15 protein-coding genes are annotated in these 19,631 nt (G+C 70.6%); 11 read left to right on the top strand and 4 right to left on the bottom strand.

Annotated elements, in window-relative coordinates:
- The first annotated feature begins 43 nt into the window (after positions 1 to 43).
- From ACFYV5_RS31615 to ACFYV5_RS31595, 5 genes are all read left to right on the top strand, one after another.
- The gene (locus tag ACFYV5_RS31615; RefSeq protein WP_389174142.1) at positions 44 to 808 is read left to right on the top strand and encodes an alpha/beta fold hydrolase; all 765 of its coding nucleotides are present in this window, start codon (positions 44 to 46) and stop codon (positions 806 to 808) included.
- A gap of 74 nt (positions 809 to 882) precedes the next feature.
- Positions 883 to 1,203 carry a hypothetical protein gene (locus tag ACFYV5_RS31610; RefSeq protein WP_355113893.1) on the top strand — a complete coding sequence of 107 codons (321 nt, stop codon included), beginning with the start codon at positions 883 to 885 and terminating at the stop codon, positions 1,201 to 1,203.
- Positions 1,200 to 1,709 carry a DinB family protein gene (locus ACFYV5_RS31605; protein ID WP_389174140.1) on the top strand — a complete coding sequence of 170 codons (510 nt, stop codon included), beginning with the start codon at positions 1,200 to 1,202 and terminating at the stop codon, positions 1,707 to 1,709. Before ACFYV5_RS31610 ends, ACFYV5_RS31605 begins: the two co-directional genes overlap by 4 nt.
- Before the next feature lie 233 nt (positions 1,710 to 1,942).
- The gene (locus tag ACFYV5_RS31600) at positions 1,943 to 3,346 is read left to right on the top strand and encodes an FAD-binding oxidoreductase (RefSeq protein ID WP_389174137.1); all 1,404 of its coding nucleotides are present in this window, start codon (positions 1,943 to 1,945) and stop codon (positions 3,344 to 3,346) included.
- Between the two features lie 53 nt (positions 3,347 to 3,399).
- Positions 3,400 to 3,666 (top strand): hypothetical protein, encoded by a 267-nt coding sequence (locus ACFYV5_RS31595; protein WP_355113899.1) that lies wholly within the window; start codon positions 3,400 to 3,402, stop codon positions 3,664 to 3,666.
- On the opposite strand, the gene ACFYV5_RS31590 is transcribed toward ACFYV5_RS31595, so the two are convergent.
- The 4 genes from ACFYV5_RS31590 to ACFYV5_RS31575 all read right to left on the bottom strand — a co-directional run bounded on the left by ACFYV5_RS31590 (position 3,663) and on the right by ACFYV5_RS31575 (position 9,299).
- A complete protein-coding gene (locus tag ACFYV5_RS31590; protein WP_389174134.1) occupies positions 3,663 to 5,498 on the bottom strand; it encodes a hypothetical protein in 1,836 nt (611 codons plus the stop codon). The genes ACFYV5_RS31595 and ACFYV5_RS31590 overlap by 4 nt on opposite strands.
- Before the next feature lie 100 nt (positions 5,499 to 5,598).
- Entirely contained in the window at positions 5,599 to 5,811 is a 213-nt protein-coding gene (locus ACFYV5_RS31585) for a DUF4287 domain-containing protein (protein ID WP_389174132.1), read from the bottom strand.
- A gap of 155 nt (positions 5,812 to 5,966) precedes the next feature.
- Complete coding sequence (locus tag ACFYV5_RS31580; protein ID WP_389174130.1) at positions 5,967 to 7,706, bottom strand: glycoside hydrolase family 6 protein; 1,740 nt, start codon at positions 7,704 to 7,706, stop codon at positions 5,967 to 5,969.
- Between the two features lie 15 nt (positions 7,707 to 7,721).
- A complete protein-coding gene (locus ACFYV5_RS31575) occupies positions 7,722 to 9,299 on the bottom strand; it encodes a cellulase family glycosylhydrolase (protein ID WP_389174127.1) in 1,578 nt (525 codons plus the stop codon).
- A 264-nt stretch (positions 9,300 to 9,563) separates the two neighbouring features.
- Between ACFYV5_RS31575 and ACFYV5_RS31570 the strand changes: the two genes are divergently transcribed.
- The 6 genes from ACFYV5_RS31570 (at position 9,564) to ACFYV5_RS31545 (ending at position 19,618) form a co-directional block, all read left to right on the top strand.
- Positions 9,564 to 12,467: a glycoside hydrolase family 48 protein gene (locus ACFYV5_RS31570; protein ID WP_389174124.1), complete on the top strand. Its 2,904-nt coding sequence runs from the start codon at positions 9,564 to 9,566 to the stop codon at positions 12,465 to 12,467.
- A 394-nt stretch (positions 12,468 to 12,861) separates the two neighbouring features.
- Positions 12,862 to 14,115 (top strand): ABC transporter substrate-binding protein, encoded by a 1,254-nt coding sequence (locus tag ACFYV5_RS31565; RefSeq protein ID WP_389174544.1) that lies wholly within the window; start codon positions 12,862 to 12,864, stop codon positions 14,113 to 14,115.
- Positions 14,115 to 15,134, top strand: a complete 1,020-nt coding sequence (locus ACFYV5_RS31560) for a sugar ABC transporter permease (protein ID WP_355113908.1) — start codon at positions 14,115 to 14,117, stop codon at positions 15,132 to 15,134. The genes ACFYV5_RS31565 and ACFYV5_RS31560 overlap by 1 nt, the downstream gene beginning before the upstream one ends.
- 26 nt (positions 15,135 to 15,160) lie before the next feature.
- Complete coding sequence (locus ACFYV5_RS31555) at positions 15,161 to 16,024, top strand: carbohydrate ABC transporter permease (protein ID WP_355114178.1); 864 nt, start codon at positions 15,161 to 15,163, stop codon at positions 16,022 to 16,024.
- Between the two features lie 5 nt (positions 16,025 to 16,029).
- Entirely contained in the window at positions 16,030 to 16,596 is a 567-nt protein-coding gene (locus ACFYV5_RS31550; RefSeq protein ID WP_355113910.1) for a hypothetical protein, read from the top strand.
- A gap of 289 nt (positions 16,597 to 16,885) precedes the next feature.
- The gene (locus ACFYV5_RS31545; RefSeq protein ID WP_389174120.1) at positions 16,886 to 19,618 is read left to right on the top strand and encodes a Tat pathway signal sequence domain protein; all 2,733 of its coding nucleotides are present in this window, start codon (positions 16,886 to 16,888) and stop codon (positions 19,616 to 19,618) included.
- Positions 19,619 to 19,631: the final 13 nt, after the last annotated feature.

Raw genomic sequence — 19,631 nt, 5'->3', positions numbered from 1 at the left:
GCAGGTGCCGAGCACTTCCACCACCTCGTGACCAGGGGGCGTGATGACGGGCCAGATTCTTCCGTACGACGTGGAGGGCAGCGGCCCCCGGCGGGCTCTCGTGCTGCACAACTGGTTCGGCGACCGCACCAGCTTCGACCCGCTGCGCGCCCACCTGAACGGCGACACCGGCACGTACGCGTTCCTCGACTGCCGGGGCTACGGGGAGGCGATCGACACCGAGGGCGCGTTCACGATGGAGGAGGTCGCCGCGGACGCCCTGGCAGTCGCCGACGACCTGGGCTGGGACTCCTTCAGCGTGATAGGTCATTCGATGGGCGGCAAGGCGGCCCAGCTGATGCTGCTCGACGCGCCCGCGCGGGTCCGCTCGCTCATCGGGATCTCGCCGGTGTCCGCCGCCGGCTTCCCGCTCGACGAGGCGAGCTGGGCGCTGTTCGCGGGCGCCGCGGAGGACCCGGCGAACCGACGGGTCATCATCGACACCACCACGGGCGGCCGGTACGACGACACCTGGCTGGACCCGGTCGTGAAACGTTCGGTGGAACGCTCCTCCGCCCGGGCGTTCCGGGCCTACCTCGACTCGTGGTCCCGCACCGACTTCCACCAGCGCGTCAAGGACAACCCCGCTCCGGTCCTTCTCGTCGTCGGCGCCCACGATCCGGCGCTCGGCGCCGAGGCGATGGCGGCCGGCTGGCTCCGCTGGTACCCGAACGCCCGCCTCGAAGTCCTCCCGGAGGCGGGCCACTACGCCCCGGAGGAGACCCCGCAGGCGCTGGCCGCGGCGATCGAGGACTTCCTCGCCGGCTGACGCGCGGGCATGCCGTCGCCGCCCGGTGCGAGCCTCGTGGCCGTGCGGGAGCATGGACGGGGAGAGGCGGTGCCATGGAGACGTCCGTGCTGACAGCCGTGGTCGCGGCGGCCGCGCTGGTATGCCGGGCCGCGGTGCTCGAACTGCGCGAGCCCGGCACGGGGCGCCGCGCCTGGGCCTTCCTCACCGACCGGCGGGCACGGGGCGCCGGCCTCGGGGCCGCACTCGCGCTCGGCGCGACGGGCTGGCTGACCGTCGGGGCGGAGACGGTGGTGTGGGCGGCTCTCGCCGGGGTCCTCGTCGCCTCCCTGACGGCCGAGCGGCGCCCACCGGTGGCGCAGGGGGAAGTAGGTTCGGTACCCGCACCGGATCGCGACGAGGAGCAGAGACAGTGACCACCGACCCCCGCATCGGACCGCCGCACGTCGGAAGCGAACGCGACACCCTGCGGGCCTTCCTCGACTACCACCGCGCGACGCTCGCGATGAAGTGCGAGGGGCTCGGTGACGACCAGCTGCGCGAGCGGTCCATGCCTCCGTCGACGCTGTCGCTGCTCGGCCTGGTCCGGCACATGGCCGAGGTCGAACGCGCCTGGTTCCGCCGGGTCTTCGAGGACGGCGAGGCACCGATGGTCTGGTCGGACCGGATCGACTTCCAGGCCGCGTACGACGCGAGCCGGTCGACCCGCGCCGAGGCCTTCGCCGCCTGGGAGGCGGAGGTCGAGAACTCCCGGCGGATCGAACGCGAGGCCGCCTCCCTGGACCTCGTGGGTCACCAGCCGAGGTGGGGCGAGGACGTGTCGCTGCGGATGGTGATGATGCACGTCCTGCTCGAGTACGGCCGCCACAACGGACACGCGGACTTCCTGCGCGAGGGCGTCGACGGAACCGTCGGCGCCTGAGCGGGGTCCCCCTGCTGCTGGGCGAACGCCCCGGCCCGGGCTGCGCGAAGGCCCGGCCCAGGGTTGCGCGAAGCCCCGCCCGGGGCTGCGTGAACGACCTGGCCCAAGGTTGCGTGAAGCCCCGCCTGGGGTTGCGTGAACGCCCTGGCCCAGGGCGCCGCCCGGTCCCGCTGGCAGCGGCCGCCGGCCGGTGGGAGGCTGGCAGGAGAAGCCGAATCGGCCCAGGAGTGAGCATGGGCACAGCTCCCGCCGCGCAACTGGACGAGGCGGCCTTCCTGGAGCTGGAGCGATCCTTCTCCGGCAGGCTCGTCCGCCCCGGCGACGCCGCCTACGACGAGGCCCGGCGCATCTGGAACGGATCCATCAGCAAGTTCCCCGCCCTCCTCGCGTACTGCACCGGCGTCGCCGACGTCGCCGCAGCGCTGGAGAGCGCGAAGCGCACCGGCCTGCCCGTCGCGGTACGGAGCGGGGGCCACAGCTTCCCGGGCCAGTCGCTGTGCGAGGGCGGCATCGTCATCGACCTGTCGGCCATGAACGGAATCCGCGTCGATCCGGAGAACCACACGGTCAGGGCCCAGGCCGGAGTCCTGCTCGGGGCGCTGGACCGCGAGACGCAGCACTTCGGGGCGGCCGTGCCCGCGGGCATCGTGACGCACACCGGCCTCGCCGGGCTCACCCTCGGCGGCGGGATCGGCTGGCTGATGCGGAAGTACGGGCTCACCGTCGACCAGCTGCTCTCCGCCGACGTGGTCACGGCCGACGGCACCTTCGTCACCGCGAGCGCGCGCCACGAGCCCGAACTCTTCTGGGGCCTGCGCGGCGCGGGCGGCAACTTCGGCGTCGTCACCGAGTTCGAGTTCCGGCTCAACCCCGTGGGACCCATGGTGCTCGCCGGACCGATCCTGTGGCCGCTGGAAGAGGCACCGCAGGTGCTGCGCTTCTACCGGGACTGGATCACCGACGTGCCCGACGAGCTCACCACCATCGTCGTCCACCGCAAGGCCCCGCCGCTCCCGGCGATCCCGCCCCAGCTGCACGGCAGACCGGTCATCGCGGTGATCAGCTGTTACGCCGGGGACATCGAGGCGGGGCAGCGGGTGCTCCGGCCGCTACGGGAGTTCGGGACGCCGCTGCTCGATCTGTGCGCGCCCAAGCCCTATCTGCAGCACCAGTCCATGTTCGACCCGTCGTTCCGTCCGGGCTGGTGGTACTACGTGCGGTCCTGCGACATCGAGCGACTCGACGACGAGGTCATCGACATCAGCGCGGCGCACGCGCTGCGGATCACCTCCCCGCTCTCGACGTGCAACATCTTCCATCTGGGTGGCGCGGTCGCCCGCGTGGGCGAGGACGAGACCGCGTGCAGCGGGCGGGACGTGGCCCACACCCTGAACATCAACGGCAACTGTGTCGACGCCGAGGGCTTCGACCAGGCGCGCGCCTGGGCGCGAGCGTGGTGGTCCGCGCTCGAGCCGTATCACGCCGGTGTCTATGTCAACTTCCTCATGGACGAGGGCGCGGACCGCGTCCGGCAGGCGTACGGGGACGACAAGCTTCGCCGGCTGCGTGCCCTCAAGAAGGAGTACGACCCCGGCAACGTCTTCCGCTCCAACCAGAACATCGCCCCGGCGGCCTGACCGGGACCGTCGTGCCCGGGCGATTGTCAGTGCCGGATGCGATGCTGCCGGGTATGGACGAGCTGATGAGAGGGCGTGTGTACGGCGCCGACCATGACGATCCCGATCCGGGCCCCCGACCCGGGCACGTCTACCGCGAGCTGGTGGCCGGCCCCTTGGACGGCCTCCTGCTCGACGTCACCGGATGGACCGCACGACAGCTCGAGGAAGGGGCCGCCCTTGCCACGGAGATCGGCTGCTACGGCCCGGGCGGCCACGCCCGGTACGGGCCGCGCGAGGGCGACGACGTGCACTGGGACTGGGAGGGCGACACCCGCTAGCCGCGGCCGCCCTCGGGCCACGGGAAGCCGAGCTCCTTCGCGTACTCCCGGCTGCCGCCTCCGACCAGGGCGAAGGTCTTCGGATCGGTCGTCTCCAGGAGTCGGAGGGCGGCGGCCGCCCGGAGGTCCGGGGGCGTGCCGTCGTCCGGCAGCCGCCAGAGGAACTGCAGCCACGCTCCGTTCGTGTCCTGCCGCCCGGTGGCGAGACCCGGCCGGAACGTGAAGGACAGCACCGTCGTGTCCGGATCGTGGAAGTCGGTGCCCACCCAGCCGAAGCGGGCGTCCCAGCGCGTGAGAAGTTCCGGCCGGTCGCGCAGCCCCGCGGCGAGCAGGCGCGCGGTGATGCGGGCCGGCCAGGCCCAGGAGTGGTCGTGCTCGGCGCGCGTGATCTCGGCGTCGTAGGCGGTGGCGTCGAAGCGGTACGCGGGGAGGTGCGGCTGTCCGCGCCGTCCGGAGGCCGTGCGGCGCCAGTCGCGCCACACGACGTGGTCTCCGTCCCGTTGCACGGTGACGTGGAGGGCCCCGCAGCAGCCCTCGGTGCAGTACGCCTCGGCGAGCTGGACCTCGCGTGGTTCGGGCGTCGCCCGCAGGCGTCCACTGTCGAGCAGGTACTCCGGAGAGTTCCCCGGGCCCCGGCCGAATGCCTCCGGCACCAGCGGGCGTCCGTCGATCAGGAAGCGGGTCTCGGCGCAGTCGGGGTCGGCCGGATCGCGTACGGCGACCTCGACCTGGAGGCGGGACGATCCCGGGCGGGCGCTGAAGGGCTGCCGGGCCGTGCGCCGGATCCAGTGGGTGCGGTGCTGATCGTCGGGGTCGTCGGGTTCGTGGTCGGCCACGGCCGACCACTCGGGGGAGTGCAGGACGGATTCCAGGATGTCCAGGAGGGCCTCGCGCCGACCGGGCGGCCACGGGAGCAGACGACTGGGGCCGCTGTGCAGGTCGAGGGCGAGCGAGAGCAGGGTCGCGCAGTGGTCCAGCGTCGGGGAGAGGAGGGAGGCGCGTGTGACGACGGCCTCGTAGGCGCTGACGGCCTGTTCGTAGGAGAGGATCTCGGGGCGGTAGTCGCGCTGGCTCGTCATCCGTGACAGCAGCCTGGCCGCTTGGGCGAGTACGGCGGCGTCGACCGGATCCGCGCACAGGATGTCGACGAGTCCCATGGCTTCCGCGATCCTGCGAGCGGTCTCCGGTCCCAAGGCGCGCGGGTGCAGATTCATCGCCACCAGGGTGGCGCGGACGGCCTTGTCATCGTGCGCGGCGAGCGCGTCGACCAGCGGGCGGAGTTCGCGGTTCCTGGCGCGCCCGGTGAGCCACACGAGGGCGGCCGTGGGACGGTCGAGAGGGGTGAGCGCCTGGACGGCCGTGCCCATGAAGTCGCGGAGCAAGCCGAGCGTTCGGAGGTACGGGATGTCCTCCGGCTCGCCGAGCCGGGCGAGGAGGCGGAGGCCGGCGCCGACGGCCTCGGCGCTCGTTCCCGTACGGGTAAGACGGCGGCCGAGCGCCCGCGCGGCCGCCTCGTCCACCAGCGGCAGATCGGGGACCACGCGGCGGACGTGATGCTCCCGTGCGTCCAGCTCACGCAGACGCCGGTGGACCTCGTCGGCGGCCCGGGTGGTGTCCGGATCGGCGAGGAGCGGAGTGAGGGCGTCCGCGAGCGCCTCGGAGGTCTTTCTCCAGCCGCGAGGGGAGCGCTGCTCGGGCCGCGGGGGTTGAACGGGGAGGGGGTAACCGCCCTCGGGAAGGCGGCCGTCGGGCTCCGCGCGGTGCAGGCCCAGCGCGTAGTCGTACAGGGAGGGCCGAGGGGTGAGCGCGCCGCGCTCGTCCGGGGCGCTCACAGGGCGGAGTGGTACTCGATTCCGTAGGTCATGCGGTGATCCTGCCAGGCCCGGCCGGTCGTGCGCGAGCGAATTGACCGGGCAGGGCGCTGACAGGGGATCACTTGCCGCTGTCCTCCGCGAGCGTGTGCGCGACCAGGGCGTTGGCGTGGCCGTGCCCGAGCCCGTGCTCCGACTTGAGCCAGGCGACGAGTTCCATGTGCTTGGTCAGCGGCGAGGAGCGGATGAGGTCCTTCCATTCGGCGATGGGGCGGCCGTACTTCTTCTCGATCGAGGGGAAGTAGCTCGCGGGGCCCTTCACGGCATCGGCCATGGCGTGGGTGTCCTGTCCTGTCGGTGCGGAGTGTTCTTGTAGGGATGACCGGACTGGACGTGCGAAGTGATCGGCTCAGCCGTATGACGTGGATCACATGAGCGTGGCACGCCGGCCGGAACGTGGGTTCCGGCCGGCGTGGGGTCGGGCAGGGGTCAGAGCGCCGGGTGGGCGTTCTTCATGAGCTCCTGGAACTGGGCCGAGAACCACTTCCCGGACAGCGGCGCGTCCGGCAGCGCGCCCGACATGCTGTTCCCGTTGCGCGGGTTGCCCGTGTACGTCGGGTCGCACATCCGGTCGAAGCCCTTGCCCTCGTCGTTCGGGATCTCCTTGCTGGCACCGTCCGACTCGCCCGGGGGCTTCATCCACACGTACGCGTCGATGCCGGCGGCCGGGGCGGCCTGCGGCCGTTCGCCGAGCCCCGCGCCCGACTGGTTGCACCAGTTGCCGAGGTGGATGCGCCGATCGTAGCGGCCGCCGTTGACGTAGGTGTCGACGTTCGTCAGCGCCCCCGGTCCGGTCGGCCGGGCCGTACCGCCCCAGCCGTTGCGGGAGGTGTCGATCAGCATGCCGAGCTTGGAATCGAAGCCGAGCGAGACCAGCTTGTCGCGCATGGCCTGGGCGTACGACAGCTCGTCCGTGTACCGGTTCCAGTCCACCCACTTCGACTGGCGCACGGAGACGCCGTTGACGGAGTCCGCGATCGTGAAGTGGTCCTCCTTCAGCGCGCTGTAGTTGGCCGTGTTGACGATGAAGCCGTGCACGTTGGCGACCGTGGAGCCCTCGGCCTGGGCCGCCGTCTTGAAGAGTTCGGCCGACGCGCCGAAGTTGTCGTCCCAGCCGAGCCAGCCGTGGTGGCCCGCGTCCACGTAGTTGTAGACGTTGGGGATCGAGCCCAGCTTGTTCAGGGCGTAGCCGACGCCCTTGACGTAGTTGCCGTTGGCCTTCATCACGTCACAGTTGGCGGTGGCCGTCGGGCGACCGGACACATTGGTGACCAGGTTGGGCAGCGAGTCGATCTCGACGGTCGTGACGATGCGCAGCCCCGCGTACTTCGGGTCGGCGAGGATCGCGGCGATCGGGTCGATGTACTGCGTCTTGTACTTGTCGATCTCGGTCGGTCCGAGTTCACCGTTGGAGGCGAGCGCGGCGCAGTCGCGGCCCGGCAGGTTGTAGATGACCAGCTGGACGACGAGTTCGCCGCTGCCCTTCTGGGTGAGGGCCCTGTCCAGGTGGTCGCGCAGACCCATGCCGCCGTTCACACCGGCGATGGCGGCCGTGCGGTCCAGCCACACGCCGGTGGGCTGGTTCGAGATCCTGGTGCCGCCGGGCTCGGCCGCCGCCTTCGCCGACCACTCGGGGTTCACGTAGACCCGCGCGCCGGCGTACGGGTTGTCGGCCTTCGTGCCCGCGGGTGGCGGAGTGGTCGGTGGCGTCGTCGGGGGAGTGGTGGGCGGGGTCGTCGGCGGCTGGGTGGCGCCGTTGCAGACGACTCCGTTGAGGGTGAACGTCGCGGGGACGGCGTTCGTACCGGTGTGGGAGCCGTTGAAGCCGAAGGAGGTCGAACCGCCCGTGGTCAGGCTCCCGTTGTACGAGACGTTCTTCGCGGTCACGGCGGCACCGGACTGGGTGATGGTGGCGTTCCAGCCCTGGGTGACCTTCTGGCCGCTCGCGTAGGACCACTCCAGGGTCCAGGAGTTCAGCGGGTCGCCGGTGTTGGTGACGGTGACGTTGGCCCCGAAGCCGTTGTTCCACTGGTTGGTGACCTGGTAGTCGACCCGGCAGCCGGCTGCGGCGGCTCCGGCCGTGCTGGTCATGACGGTGGCCGTGGCGCCGGTGGCCGTGATCAGGCCGAGGGCCGCCAGAAGGGCGGTGCGGCTCGTGGTGCGGCTCATGTCGTGGTGTGCCTTTCAGTTCAGGGCGCGCAGATGGTCGCGCAGCCCGATGCCGAATGCGGTGGGTGTGCCGTCGTACGAGGTGATCAGGGCCGGTCCCGAGGAGCAGTTCCAGGTGTTCCAGGTCCAGCCGAGATACGAGAGCCCGCGGTCGTCGAACCACTTCATGACGCGGTCGACGAAGGCGTGCCCGCAGGTGTTCTCACCGATCTCGCCCGCGACGAGGGGGACCTGGGCGGCGACCGGAGCGAGGGTGCTGTCCCAGCACGTCTCGGTGGAGCAGGTGTTGAAGTTGTAGACGTGCCAGGCGGCGGCGAGATTGCCCGCCGGGTCGGTGGGGCGGTGCGCGAGCCACTGGCTCAGGTCGTTGGAGTACGCGATGCCCGGAACGAGCACGAGGTTGCGGGCGCCGGTCGCGCGCACCGCGTCGAGCAGGTCCTGCATGCCGGCGACCTCGTAGCCGATGCCCGGGCATGTGCCGCCGTCGCGCCAGCACGTCCAGGCTTGCGCGGCGGTGGAGGTCGCCCGGTCCGGGTAGGGCTCGTTGAACAGGTCGAAGACGACACGGCGGTCGTTCTTGAAGGTGTCGGCGACCGAGGTCCAGAAGGCCGGGGTGTACCGGGCGTTCGGCATCGGCTTCTGGCAGGAGGCGTGGACGTCGGAGCAGCCCGCCGAGTTGCCGGTGTACTGGCCGTACGTCCAGTGGAGTTCGAGCATCGGGGTCATGCCGTGCGCGAGGACGCGCGTCACCAGGTCCTTGACCGCGGCGACGTAGTTCGCGCCCCGGTACTCGGGCTTGATGTTGTCCAGGCCCAGCCAGCACTCCTCGTTGAGCGGGATGCGGACGGTGTTGGCCTTCCAGTCCGCGATGGCGCGGACCGAGGCGTCGTCGACGGGGCCGTCCCAGATGCCGTGGCCCTGCACGCACATGAACTCGCCGCCGGAGCGGTTGACGCCGAGCAGGCGGCGGATGGCGCCGTTCTGGTCGGTGAGCCGGTTGCCGGCGACGCTCAGCTCGGGCGCGCCGGAGACGGGATCGGGCGGGTCCGTGGGGTCGGTGGGCGTCGGAGTCGGGGTCGGGGTCGGGGTCGGGGTCGGGGTCGGGGTCGGAGTCGGGGTGGGCGTCGGGGTGGGTGTGGGAGTCGGGGCGGGGGTGGTCGGGTTCGGCCCGGGACCGACGTCGCAGGCCGTTCCGTTGAGCGTGAAGGACGTGGGCGCGGTGTTGGCGCCCGACCAGGAGGCGATGAATCCGGCCGTGACGCTCGCTCCCGTGCCGAGAGCGCCGTTCCAGCTCTCGTTGACGACGGTCACGGCCGAGCCGGACTGGGACCACTTGCCTCCCCAGCCCTGGCTCACCCTCTGACCGGCCGGAAAGTCGAAGCCGAGACTCCAACTCGCCAGCGCCGCGCTGTTGTTGGTGAGGGTGACGGACCCCTGGAAGCCGCCGGCCCAGGAGCCGACGACGGAGTACTGAACGGTGCAGAGTGGCGCGGCCGCGGCTCCTGAGGCCGTACCGACCACGGCGAGAGCGGTGCTCGCCATGGTGAGCGCTGCTCCGGCGAGCAGTGCCGACAAACGCGGGGGATGTCGCATGAGCGAGTCCTTGCAGCGAGGGCGCGTACCTGACGACGCGCCGACTGACGGAATCGCTCCCACTGGTGGGGCCCGACCGTAGCGGCAACTCGCCCCAAGTAAAAGAGGAGTTGTCAAGTTTCTCTGTCGAATGTCTTCGACTCTTCGCGCACCTTGACGTCGTTCCGCCCCGTCGTCACAGTGGGAGCGCTCCCACTGGTTCAGAGCTTGTGCCCTCGTCTTCGCACACCCCCACCTCCCCGAGCCGCGAGGAGATCCACCCCCATGCCACCAGGAAGATCACGCAGGCTGCTGACCGCGCTGGCCGCCACGCTCTCCCTGCCCCTCGGCCTGACCGCCGTCAACGGCACCACCGCCCACGCCGCGGCGGTGCAGTGCAGCGTCGACTACCGGACGAACGACTGGGGTTCCGGCTTCACCGCCGAGCTGACCCTCACCAACCGCGCCACCGCCCCGCTCGACGGCTGGACCCTCACCTACGCCCACAGCGGCGACCAGAAGCTCACCAACGGCTGGAGCGGTGTCTGGTCCCAGTCGGGCAGGAACGTCACGGTCACCCACGCCGCCTGGAACCGGACGATCGCGGCCGGCGCCGCCGTCACGACCGGCGCCCAGTTCACGTACAGCGGGACGAACACCGCCCCGACCGCCTTCGCCGTCAACGGCACCCCTTGCACCGGCGCCCACCAGCCCCCGGTCGCCGTCCTCACGAGCCCCGCCCCCGGAGCCGTCTTCACCGAGGGGAACCCGGTCCCGCTGGCCGCCACCGCGGCCGCCGCCGACCAGGCGACCATCAGCAAGGTCGAGTTCTACAGCGACACCACCCTGCTCGGCACCGACACCACCGCCCCGTTCTCCCTCGGGGCCACGGGCCTGGCCGCCGGCCCGCACTCGCTCTACGCCAAGGCGTACGACAGCCTCGGCGCCTCCGCCGAGTCGGCCCCGGTCGGGATCACCGTCGCCGCGGGCCCGGCCCTCGTCGCCACGCCGGCCCAGCTCGCCGTACGCCAGGGCGCCACCGGCACCTTCGACCTCAAGCTCTCCACCCAGCCGTCCGCGAACGTCACCGTGACCACCGCGCGGACCTCGGGCAACAGCAACCTCACGGTCTCCGGGGGCGGAAGCCTCACCTTCACCCCGGCGAACTGGAACACCGCCCAGAAGGTGACGGTGGCCGCCGCTGCCACCGGAACCGGCTCGGCCGTCCTCACCGCGACCGCCCCCGGCCACGCCAAGGCCGAGGTCACCGTCACCCAACTGGCCGCCGACTCCACCTACGACGCCCGCTTCCTCGACCTCCACGGCAGGATCACGAACCCGGCCAACGGCTACTTCTCGCCCGAGGGCGTCCCGTACCACTCCGTCGAGACCTTGATCGTCGAGGCCCCGGACCACGGGCACGAGACGACCTCGGAGGCGTACAGCTACCTGATCTGGCTCCAGGCGATGTACGGCAAGGTCACCGGCGACTGGACCAAGTTCAACGGCGCATGGGACACCATGGAGAAATTCATGATCCCCACCCACGCGGACCAGCCCACCACCGGCAGCTACAACGCCTCCAAGCCCGCCACGTACGCACCCGAGCACGATCTGCCGTCGCAGTACCCGGCCCGGCTCGACGGCGGTGTCACCGCCGGCGCCGACCCGATCGCCGCCGAGCTGAAGAGCGCCTACGGCACGGACGACATCTACGGGATGCACTGGCTCCAGGACGTCGACAACGTCTACGGCTACGGCAACGAGCCCGGCAAGTGCTCCGCCGGACCGGCCGCGACCGGGCCCTCGTACATCAACACCTTCCAGCGCGGCCCGCAGGAGTCCGTCTGGGAGACCGTCCCCCATCCCACCTGCGACAACTTCACCTTCGGCGGGAGGAACGGCTACCTCGACCTCTTCACCGGGGACGCCTCCTACGCCAAGCAGTGGAAGTTCACCAACGCCCCCGACGCCGACGCCCGCGCCGTCCAGGCCGCCTACTGGGCCGACATCTGGGCCAAGGAGCAGGGCAAGGGATCCCAGGTCACCGCGACCGTCGCCAAGGCCGCCAAGATGGGCGACTACCTGCGGTACGCCATGTTCGACAAGTACTTCAAGAAGTCCGGGAACTGCGTCGGACCGAGCACCTGCCCCGCCGGTACCGGCAAGGACAGCGCCCACTACCTGATGTCCTGGTACTACGCCTGGGGCGGTGCCACCGACACCAGCGCCGGCTGGTCCTGGCGGATCGGTTCCAGCCACGCCCACGGCGGCTACCAGAACCCGCTCGCCGCCTACGCGCTCAGCGAGTACGCCCCGCTGAAGCCCAAGTCGGCGACCGGGGCCGCGGACTGGGCGACCAGCCTCGACCGCCAGCTGGAGTTCTACCGCTGGCTCCAGTCCTCCGAGGGCGCCATCGCCGGCGGCGCCACCAACAGCTGGCAGGGACGCTACGCCCAGCCCCCGGCCGGAACCCCCACCTTCCACGGCCTCTTCTACGACGAGAAGCCCGTCTACCACGACCCGGCGTCCAACCAGTGGTTCGGCTTCCAGGCCTGGTCCATGGAGCGGGTCGCCGAGTACTACCGGCAGACCGGTGACGCCACGGCCAAGACCGTGCTCGACAAGTGGGTCGGCTGGGCGCTGTCGAAGACCACGGTCAACCCCGACGGCACCTACCGCATCCCCTCCACCCTCCAGTGGTCCGGCGCGCCCGACACCTGGAACGCCGCGAACCCCGGCGCCAACGCCGGCCTGCACGTCACCGTCACCGACTACACCGACGACGTCGGCGTGGCCGCCGCCTACGCCAAGACGCTCACCTACTACGCGGCCAAGTCCGGGCACGCCGAGGCGAAGCGGGTCGCCAAGGCCCTCCTCGACGGCATGTGGACCCACCACCAGGACCCGCTGGGCGTCGCCGTCCCGGAGACCCGCGCCGACTACAGCCGCTTCGACGACCCCGTGTACGTGCCGAGCGGCTGGACCGGCACCATGCCCAACGGTGACGTGGTGAACGGCGACTCCACCTTCTCCTCGATCCGCTCCTTCTACCAGGACGACCCGGCCTGGCCGAAGATCGAGGCCTATCTGGCGGGCGGCGCCGCGCCCGTCTTCACGTACCACCGGTTCTGGGCCCAGGCGGACATCGCCCTGGCCATGGGCGCGTACGCGGAGCTGCTCGAATAGCAGCCGCCCCGCAGGAAGACGGCTCCGCGTACGACGAGGCCGGGCAGACCCGCTTCCCCGGGTCCGCCCGGCCTTCGGCCTGTCCGGGCATTGACGCGCACGATGCCCGACCATACGGTCCCGTTCGAGAAGACGATAGTCGTTCGATATTTCGAACTATCAGGTCGGCAAACCCCTTGAGGGCCTTGCCCGTTCGAAGGGAACCGCATGGGCGTTGTTGAATGCATTCATCTCCTGCCGCCCGCGCCGTCGAAGCGCGTCGATCGATCCTGTCAGAACCATTGACGTGCGCTGCGGGCGTCCTTACCTTGTGCCAGCAAGCGCTTTCCTAAAACGTTTCAATCGCGCAGGAGGACGAACGGTGCGTACTCAAGGGACGGTCGACCGGCGGGGGATGCTCAAGCTCGCGGGAGGCTCACTGGCCACTCTCGGCCTCACCGCGGCGGGGTGTGGCGGTGGGGGCAGCGGGTCCGGCGGAGGGACCGTCACCCTCCGGTACGCCTGGTGGGGGTCCGACGACCGGGCCAAGCGGATCAACCAGACGATCGCGCTCTTCGAGAAGAAGCACCCGAAGATCAAGATCAAGACGGACTTCCAGCCCTACGCCGACTTCTGGAAGAAGTTCAACACCCAGGCGTCGGGCGGCAACCCGCCGGACGTCTTCCAGAACGCCATCGGCTTCCTGCGCAAGTACGACGAGAAGAACGTGCTGCTCGACCTCCGCGAGCAGGTCACGGCCGGGAACCTGCGGATGGACGGATTCCGGGCCGGTCTCGAGAAGTTCGGCGAGGTCGACGGCAAGCTCCTGGGCGTGCCGGTGGGCAGCAACTCCATGGCCCTGGTCATCGACAAGACCCTGTTCGGCAAGGCCGGCATCACCCCGCGCCCGGGCTGGACCTGGGGCGAGTTCCATGCCGCGCTCGCCAAGATCCGCGACACCCAGGGCAGGGCCGGGGACAGCGGGATGTACGGCGTGATGTACCTCTACGACCTCCACCTGCGCCAGCACGGCAAGGCGTTCTTCACCAAGGACGGGCTCGGCTTCACGGAGGCCGATCTCACCGACTGGTGGACCACGGCGTACGCCGGAGTGCGCTCGGGCATCCACGCGGCCCCCGGCAAGGTTGCCCAGGTCAAGCCGAAGTCGGCCGTCACCGCCGAACTCGCCGCCGCCGAGTTCACCTGGGACAACTTCGCCGTGCGCTACACCGCGGAGGGTAAGAGCCAGTACGGGCTCGCGCCCATCCCGACGACCGACGGGAAGAAGACCGGGCAGTACCTCGGGTCGCTCATGCTCAGCGGCTCCAGGCGCACCAAGCACCCGAAGGAAGTGGCCCAGTTCATCGACTTCATGGTCCATGACCCCGAGGTCGCCAGGATCACGGGCTTCGACCGCGGTGTCCCGGCCACCACCGTCCAGTACGAGGCGTTCAAGCCGACCGACCCGGTGGCCCAGCAGATCGCCGCGTACGAGCAGCAGTTGGTGGACACCGGCGTCCTGGAGACGATCACCCCGCACCCGGCGGGCGCCGACATCTGCGAGTCGGCCTTCCTGCGTCTCGCTGAGGAGATGGCCCTGGGCAGGCGGTCCGTCGGGGACGCGGTGAAGCAGTACTTCACCGAGGCCAAGACGGCGCTCGGTTCTTGATGGGATCCGCCGTGACACACGTATCGCCGTCGACGGCGTCGTCCCCGCGGCCGCTCGCGGAACCCGGCACGTCGGGCTCCGCGGGCGGGGGTGGTGCGACGGCCCCCTCACGGAGCGCCGGCCCCAGCCGGGCCCGCCGGGACAACCTGGCCGGATACCTCTTCATGTCCCCGTGGATCGCCGGATTCCTCCTGCTCACCGCGGGGCCGATGGTCGCCTCCCTCTACTTCGCCTTCACGGACTACAACCTCTTCGACGCCCCGCGGTGGATCGGTGTCCAGAACTTCACCGAGATGTTCGCCGACCCGCGCTGGCGCACCTCGGTGGAGGTGACGAGCTGGTACGTCGTCATCGGTACGCCGCTCAAGCTGGCCGCCGCGCTCGGCGTGGCCCTGCTCCTCAACCAGAACCGCAGGGGTCAGGGCTTCTACCGGGCCGCGTTCTACGCGCCCTCGCTGATCGGGGCGAGTGTCTCCATCGCCATCGTCTGGCGGGCGATCTTCTCCGACAACGCCGTGGTGGACCGCACCCAGCAGCTGTTCGGCATGGACCCCGGTGGCTGGATCGGCGACCCGGAGCGGATCGTCTACAGCCTGGTGGCCCTGACCGTCTGGCAGTTCGGCGCCCCGATGGTGATCTTCCTCGCCGGACTCAAGCAGGTGCCGCGCGAGCTGTACGAGGCGGCCGAGATGGACGGGGCCGGCCCGTGGCGCCGGTTCTGGAGCATCACCCTGCCGATGATCTCGCCGGTGCTCTTCTTCAACGTGCTCCTGGAGACCATCCACTCCTTCCAGATCTTCGGCTCCGCCTACATCCTCGGCGGGCAGGGCAACACCTGCGGACCGGCCGACGCCACGCTCGTCTACACCTGTTACCTCTACATCCAGGGCTTCGAGAACAGCCGGATGGGCCTGGCCTCGGCGATGGCCTGGATGCTGCTGCTCGCCGTCGGTCTGGTGACCGCGGTGCTGTTCTGGTCCCAGCGGCGCTGGGTGCACTACGAGGAGTCAGCCCGATGACGGCAACGACGACACCGACGACACCGATGAAATCGACGACACCGATGACGCACGCGTCGAGGCGTACGGGTTCGGTCGCCTGGCATCTCGGGGCGCTGGCCGCCCTCGCGGTGGTCCTGTACCCGGTGGTGTGGGTGATCGGCGGCTCGTTCAAACCGAACGCCGACATCGTCGGCAGCCTGGAGCTGTTCCCGACCGACCCGATCCTGGAGAACTACAGCCGGCTCGCGGACGGCATCGCGGACATCCCGATCTCCACGTTCTTCGTCAACTCGCTCTTCCTGGCCGTCGGTTCGGTGGTCGGCGTGCTCCTCTCCTGCTCGCTGGCGGCCTACGCCTTCGCCAGGATCGGGTTCGCCGGACGCGGGGTGCTCTTCTCGGTGATGATCGGCACGCTGCTGCTGCCGTACCACGTGCTGCTCATTCCGCAGTACGTGCTGTTCCAGAAGCTGGAGCTGGTCAACACCTACACCCCGCTGCTGCTCGGCAAGTACCTGGCCACGGACGCCTTCTTCGTCTTCCTGATGATGCAGTTCATGCGCAACCTGCCGAAGGAACTGGACGAGGCGGCCCGCCTGGACGGCTGCGGGCATCTGCGGATCTACTGGTCGATCGTGCTGCCGCTGTGCCGGCCCGCGCTGATCACCAGCGCGATCTTCACCTTCATCAACGCGTGGAACGACTTCATGGGACCGTTGATCTATCTCAACGAACCCGAGAAGTACACCGTGTCGCTCGGCCTGAAGATGTTCGTCGACCAGGACGGGCTGGCCAACTACGGCGGAATGATCGCCATGTCGCTGGTGGCACTGCTGCCCGTGCTGCTCTTCTTCCTGGCCTTCCAGCGGTATCTGATCGACGGCATGGCCACGTCGGGACTGAAGGGCTGACGGGGATGCTCAAGCCGCAGACCCTGGCCAGGTTCGGTGTCTTCGCCGAGTGTCTGCTCGTGGGGGTGTGGATCGCGCTGGCTGCCCTGCCGGTGGTCACCCTGCCGGCGGCGCTGGCCGCGGGGGCGGCGCATCTGCGCCGCTGGACCGGCGACGAGGTGAGCGGCTGGCGGTCCTTCGTCGCGGACCTGCGCTCGGCCGCCCGCCGCGGCTGGCTCGTGGGGCTCGCGGGATGGGCGGCGCTCGCGCTGCTCTGGGCGGACCTCGCGATCGTACGGGCGGGGCTGCCCGGAGGCCGCCTCATCGGCGCGGTCGGGGTCCTGGTGATGATCGGACTGGTCGTCACCGTCCTGCGCGCGAGCGTGGCGTGGCGGCCCGGGGCTTCCTGGCGCGCGCTCCTGCGGGGCGCGGGCCGCCGCACGGTCCGTGACCCCGCGGGCTCGCTCCTCGTCGTCTGCGGCTTCGCCGTGATCGCGGCCTCGGCGTGGTTCGCGGCACCGCTGGCGGCTCCGGCGCTGGGGATGCTCGTGGCGGCGACGCTGGCGGTGGAGCGGCGCGCCGTCGCTCCGTAGGAGGTCGCCGGCCGCTGGAGCGGCCCCTGGGGTGGGGCGTACGGGTGGCGGCTTCCCGGCCGGCCGCCGACTCGCCCGAGGGCCCGGGCTGCTGCCGCGGCCGTGCCGGCCGTGCCCCGAACCGTCCAGACCACCCCCGCCCCCTCGTCCGTCGTGCCGTCACGAGGTCGTCCTCCACTGATCCCCGTCGGCCGTACCTCACCCCGTCGGCCGTCACCTCATCCGATCGGTCGTGCGGCTCGCGGAGCCTCCGTCGAGCCGTGACTGTCATGCTCATGAAAGGATTCGCATGTCCTCCCTTCCTCGCAGATCTCTGCTCAAGGCCGCCGCCGTCGCCGGTGCCGCCGCCCAGTTCAGCTGGGCGCTCGGGCGGGGCGACGCGCGGGCCGCCACCGGCGCCGCGGTCGCGTCCGCGAACCGGCCGGCGACCGTCACCTGGCTGGAGAACGGCGGACTGGGCGCCGCGCCCGGCTCCACGTTCGGCGTGCCCTGGCCCAAGGGCGCCCACCCCGCCGACCGGACCTTCGCGCTCACCACGGCCGACGGCAAGGAGGTGCCCGTACAGACCTGGACCACCGCCCGCTGGCCCGACGGCTCCCTCAAGTGGACCGCGCACGCCGTCGGACCGGAGGCCGCCGGGGCGGAGAAGTTCACGCTCGCCCCAGGCACCCCGGCGACCGCGAACCGGCAGATCACCGTCACGGAGACCGACCGGCGGATCACCATCGACACCGGTACGCTCAGGGCGGTGATCTCCCGCGACGGCGAGAAGCTCGTCGAGTCCGTGGTGCGCGACGGAGTGAAGATCGCCACCGACGGGAGGCTGGTACTGCTGCGCCAGAGCGACCTCGACGACGGCGACCAGGGCAACGCCAAGTGGGAACGGTTCGACGGCGAGATCGCCGGCGCCACCGTCGAACAGCGCGGCCCCGTCCGGGCCGTCGTACGGATCGACGGCAAGCACCGCAAGGGCTCCCGTAGCTGGCTGCCGTTCTCCGTGCGCCTCTACTTCTACGCCGGTGCCGAGTCCTTCCGGATGGTGCACACCATCACGTACGACGGAGACCAGAACAAGGACTTCATCCGCGGCCTCGGCGTCCGCTTCACCGTCCCGATGCGCGACGCCGCCTACGACCGCCACATCCGCATCGCCGGCGAGGGCAAGGGGTTCCTCACCGAGGCCGTCCAGGGCATCACCGGCCTGCGCCGCGACCCCGGCGCCGCCGTCCGCAAGGCCCAGGTCGCCGGCGAGAAACTGCCCGACCCGGCCACCTGGGACCAGCGGGTCACCAGCCGCCTGCAGTACATCCCCGCCTGGGGCGACTACACCCTCTCCCAGCTCTCCGCCGACGGCTTCGCCCTGCGCAAGCGCACCAAGGCCGGCCACGGCTGGATCCCGGCCGGCGGCGGCGGACGGGCGAACGGCTTCGGCTACGTCGGCGGCGTCACCGGCGGACTCTCCTTCGGCCTCCGGGACTTCTGGCAGAAGCACCCCGCCCAGCTCGACATCCGCGGCGCCGCGGGCGACGCCGCCGAGGTCACGCTCTGGCTCTGGTCGCCCGAGGCCCAGCCCATGGACCTGCGCTTCTACCACGACGGCATGGGCCAGGACACCTTCCCCGAGCAGCTCGAAGGCCTCAACATCACCTACGAGGACTACGAGCCCGGCTTCGGCACCCCGTACGGCATCGCCCGTACCAGCGAGCTGATGTTCTGGGCCAACGCGGCCACCCCCACCGCCGTCACGCTCGTCGCCCAGGCCGCCGCCGTCTCCACCCCGCCGCAACTCGCCGCGAGCCCCGAGGACCTCAGCCGCGCCGGTGTCTTCGGCGGCCTCTTCGCCCCCGTGGACCGCTCCACCGCCGCCAAGGCGAGGATCGAGGACCACCTCGACTACCTCTTCACCTACTACAAGGACCAGGCCGAACAGCGCCGCTGGTACGGCTTCTGGGACTACGGCGACATCATGCACACCTACGACGAGGACCGGCACCAGTGGCGGTACGACGTCGGCGGCTACGCCTGGGACAACTCCGAGCTCTCACCCGACCTGTGGCTCTGGTACGCCTACCTGCGCTCCGGCCGCTCCGACATCTTCCGCTTCGCCGAGGCGATGACCCGCCACACCGGCGAGGTCGACGTCTACCACCTCGGCACCTGGGCCGGCCTCGGCACCCGCCACGGCGTCCAGCACTTCGCGTGCAGCGCCAAGCAGCAGCGCATCTCCACGGCCGTCTACCGCCGCCCCTACTACTACCTCACCGCCGACGAACGCGTCGGCGACCTCATGCACGCCCTGGTCGACTCCGACGAGACCTTCCTCGTCCTCGACCCGATCCGCAAGATCCGCACCGAGCCCTACACCCCGGACCGCCACGCCCTCTCCATCGGCTTCGGCACGGACTGGAGCGGCCTCGCCGCGGCCTGGCTCACCGAGTGGGAACGCGGCGGACCCAAGGCGGCGAAGGCCGAGGCCCGGCTGCGCTCCACCATGGAGACCATCGCCGCCCAGCCCAACGGATTCGTCCAGGGAACCGGCCTCTACGACCTCGACACCGGACGGTTCGCGGTGGCGACCGAGCCCGTCGTCGGCGTCTCCCACCTCTCGGCGATGTTCGGCCTGGTCGAGATGTGCGCCGAACTCATCGACCTCGTCGACATGCCCGCCTTCAAGAACGCCTGGCTCGACTACTGCCGCTACTTCAACGCCTCCAAGACGGAACAGGCCGCCCGCTACGGAAAGAACTTCGGCAATCTGCTCCTCTTCCAGGGTCACTCCCGCCAGGACGCCTACGCGGCGGCCCAGCTGAACGACCCCGCCCTCGCCAAGCGCGCCTGGGCCAAGTTCCACAACAGCGACGGCTACACCTCGGCGATGGTGTGGGACAAGACGCCGGTCCAGGGACCCGCCGCCCTCGAACCGGGATACGAACACCTGTGGATCAGCACCAACACCACGGCCCTGTTCGGGCTCGCCGCCATCCAGAACCTCGCCCTCGTCGGCGACAGCCTCCCCGCGTAGAGGAGAAGGAACG

The sequence above is a fragment of the Streptomyces sp. NPDC003035 genome (assembly GCF_042888285.1).
Classification (GTDB): domain Bacteria; phylum Actinomycetota; class Actinomycetes; order Streptomycetales; family Streptomycetaceae; genus Streptomyces.
This window is presented reverse-complemented; position numbering and strand designations above follow the sequence as displayed.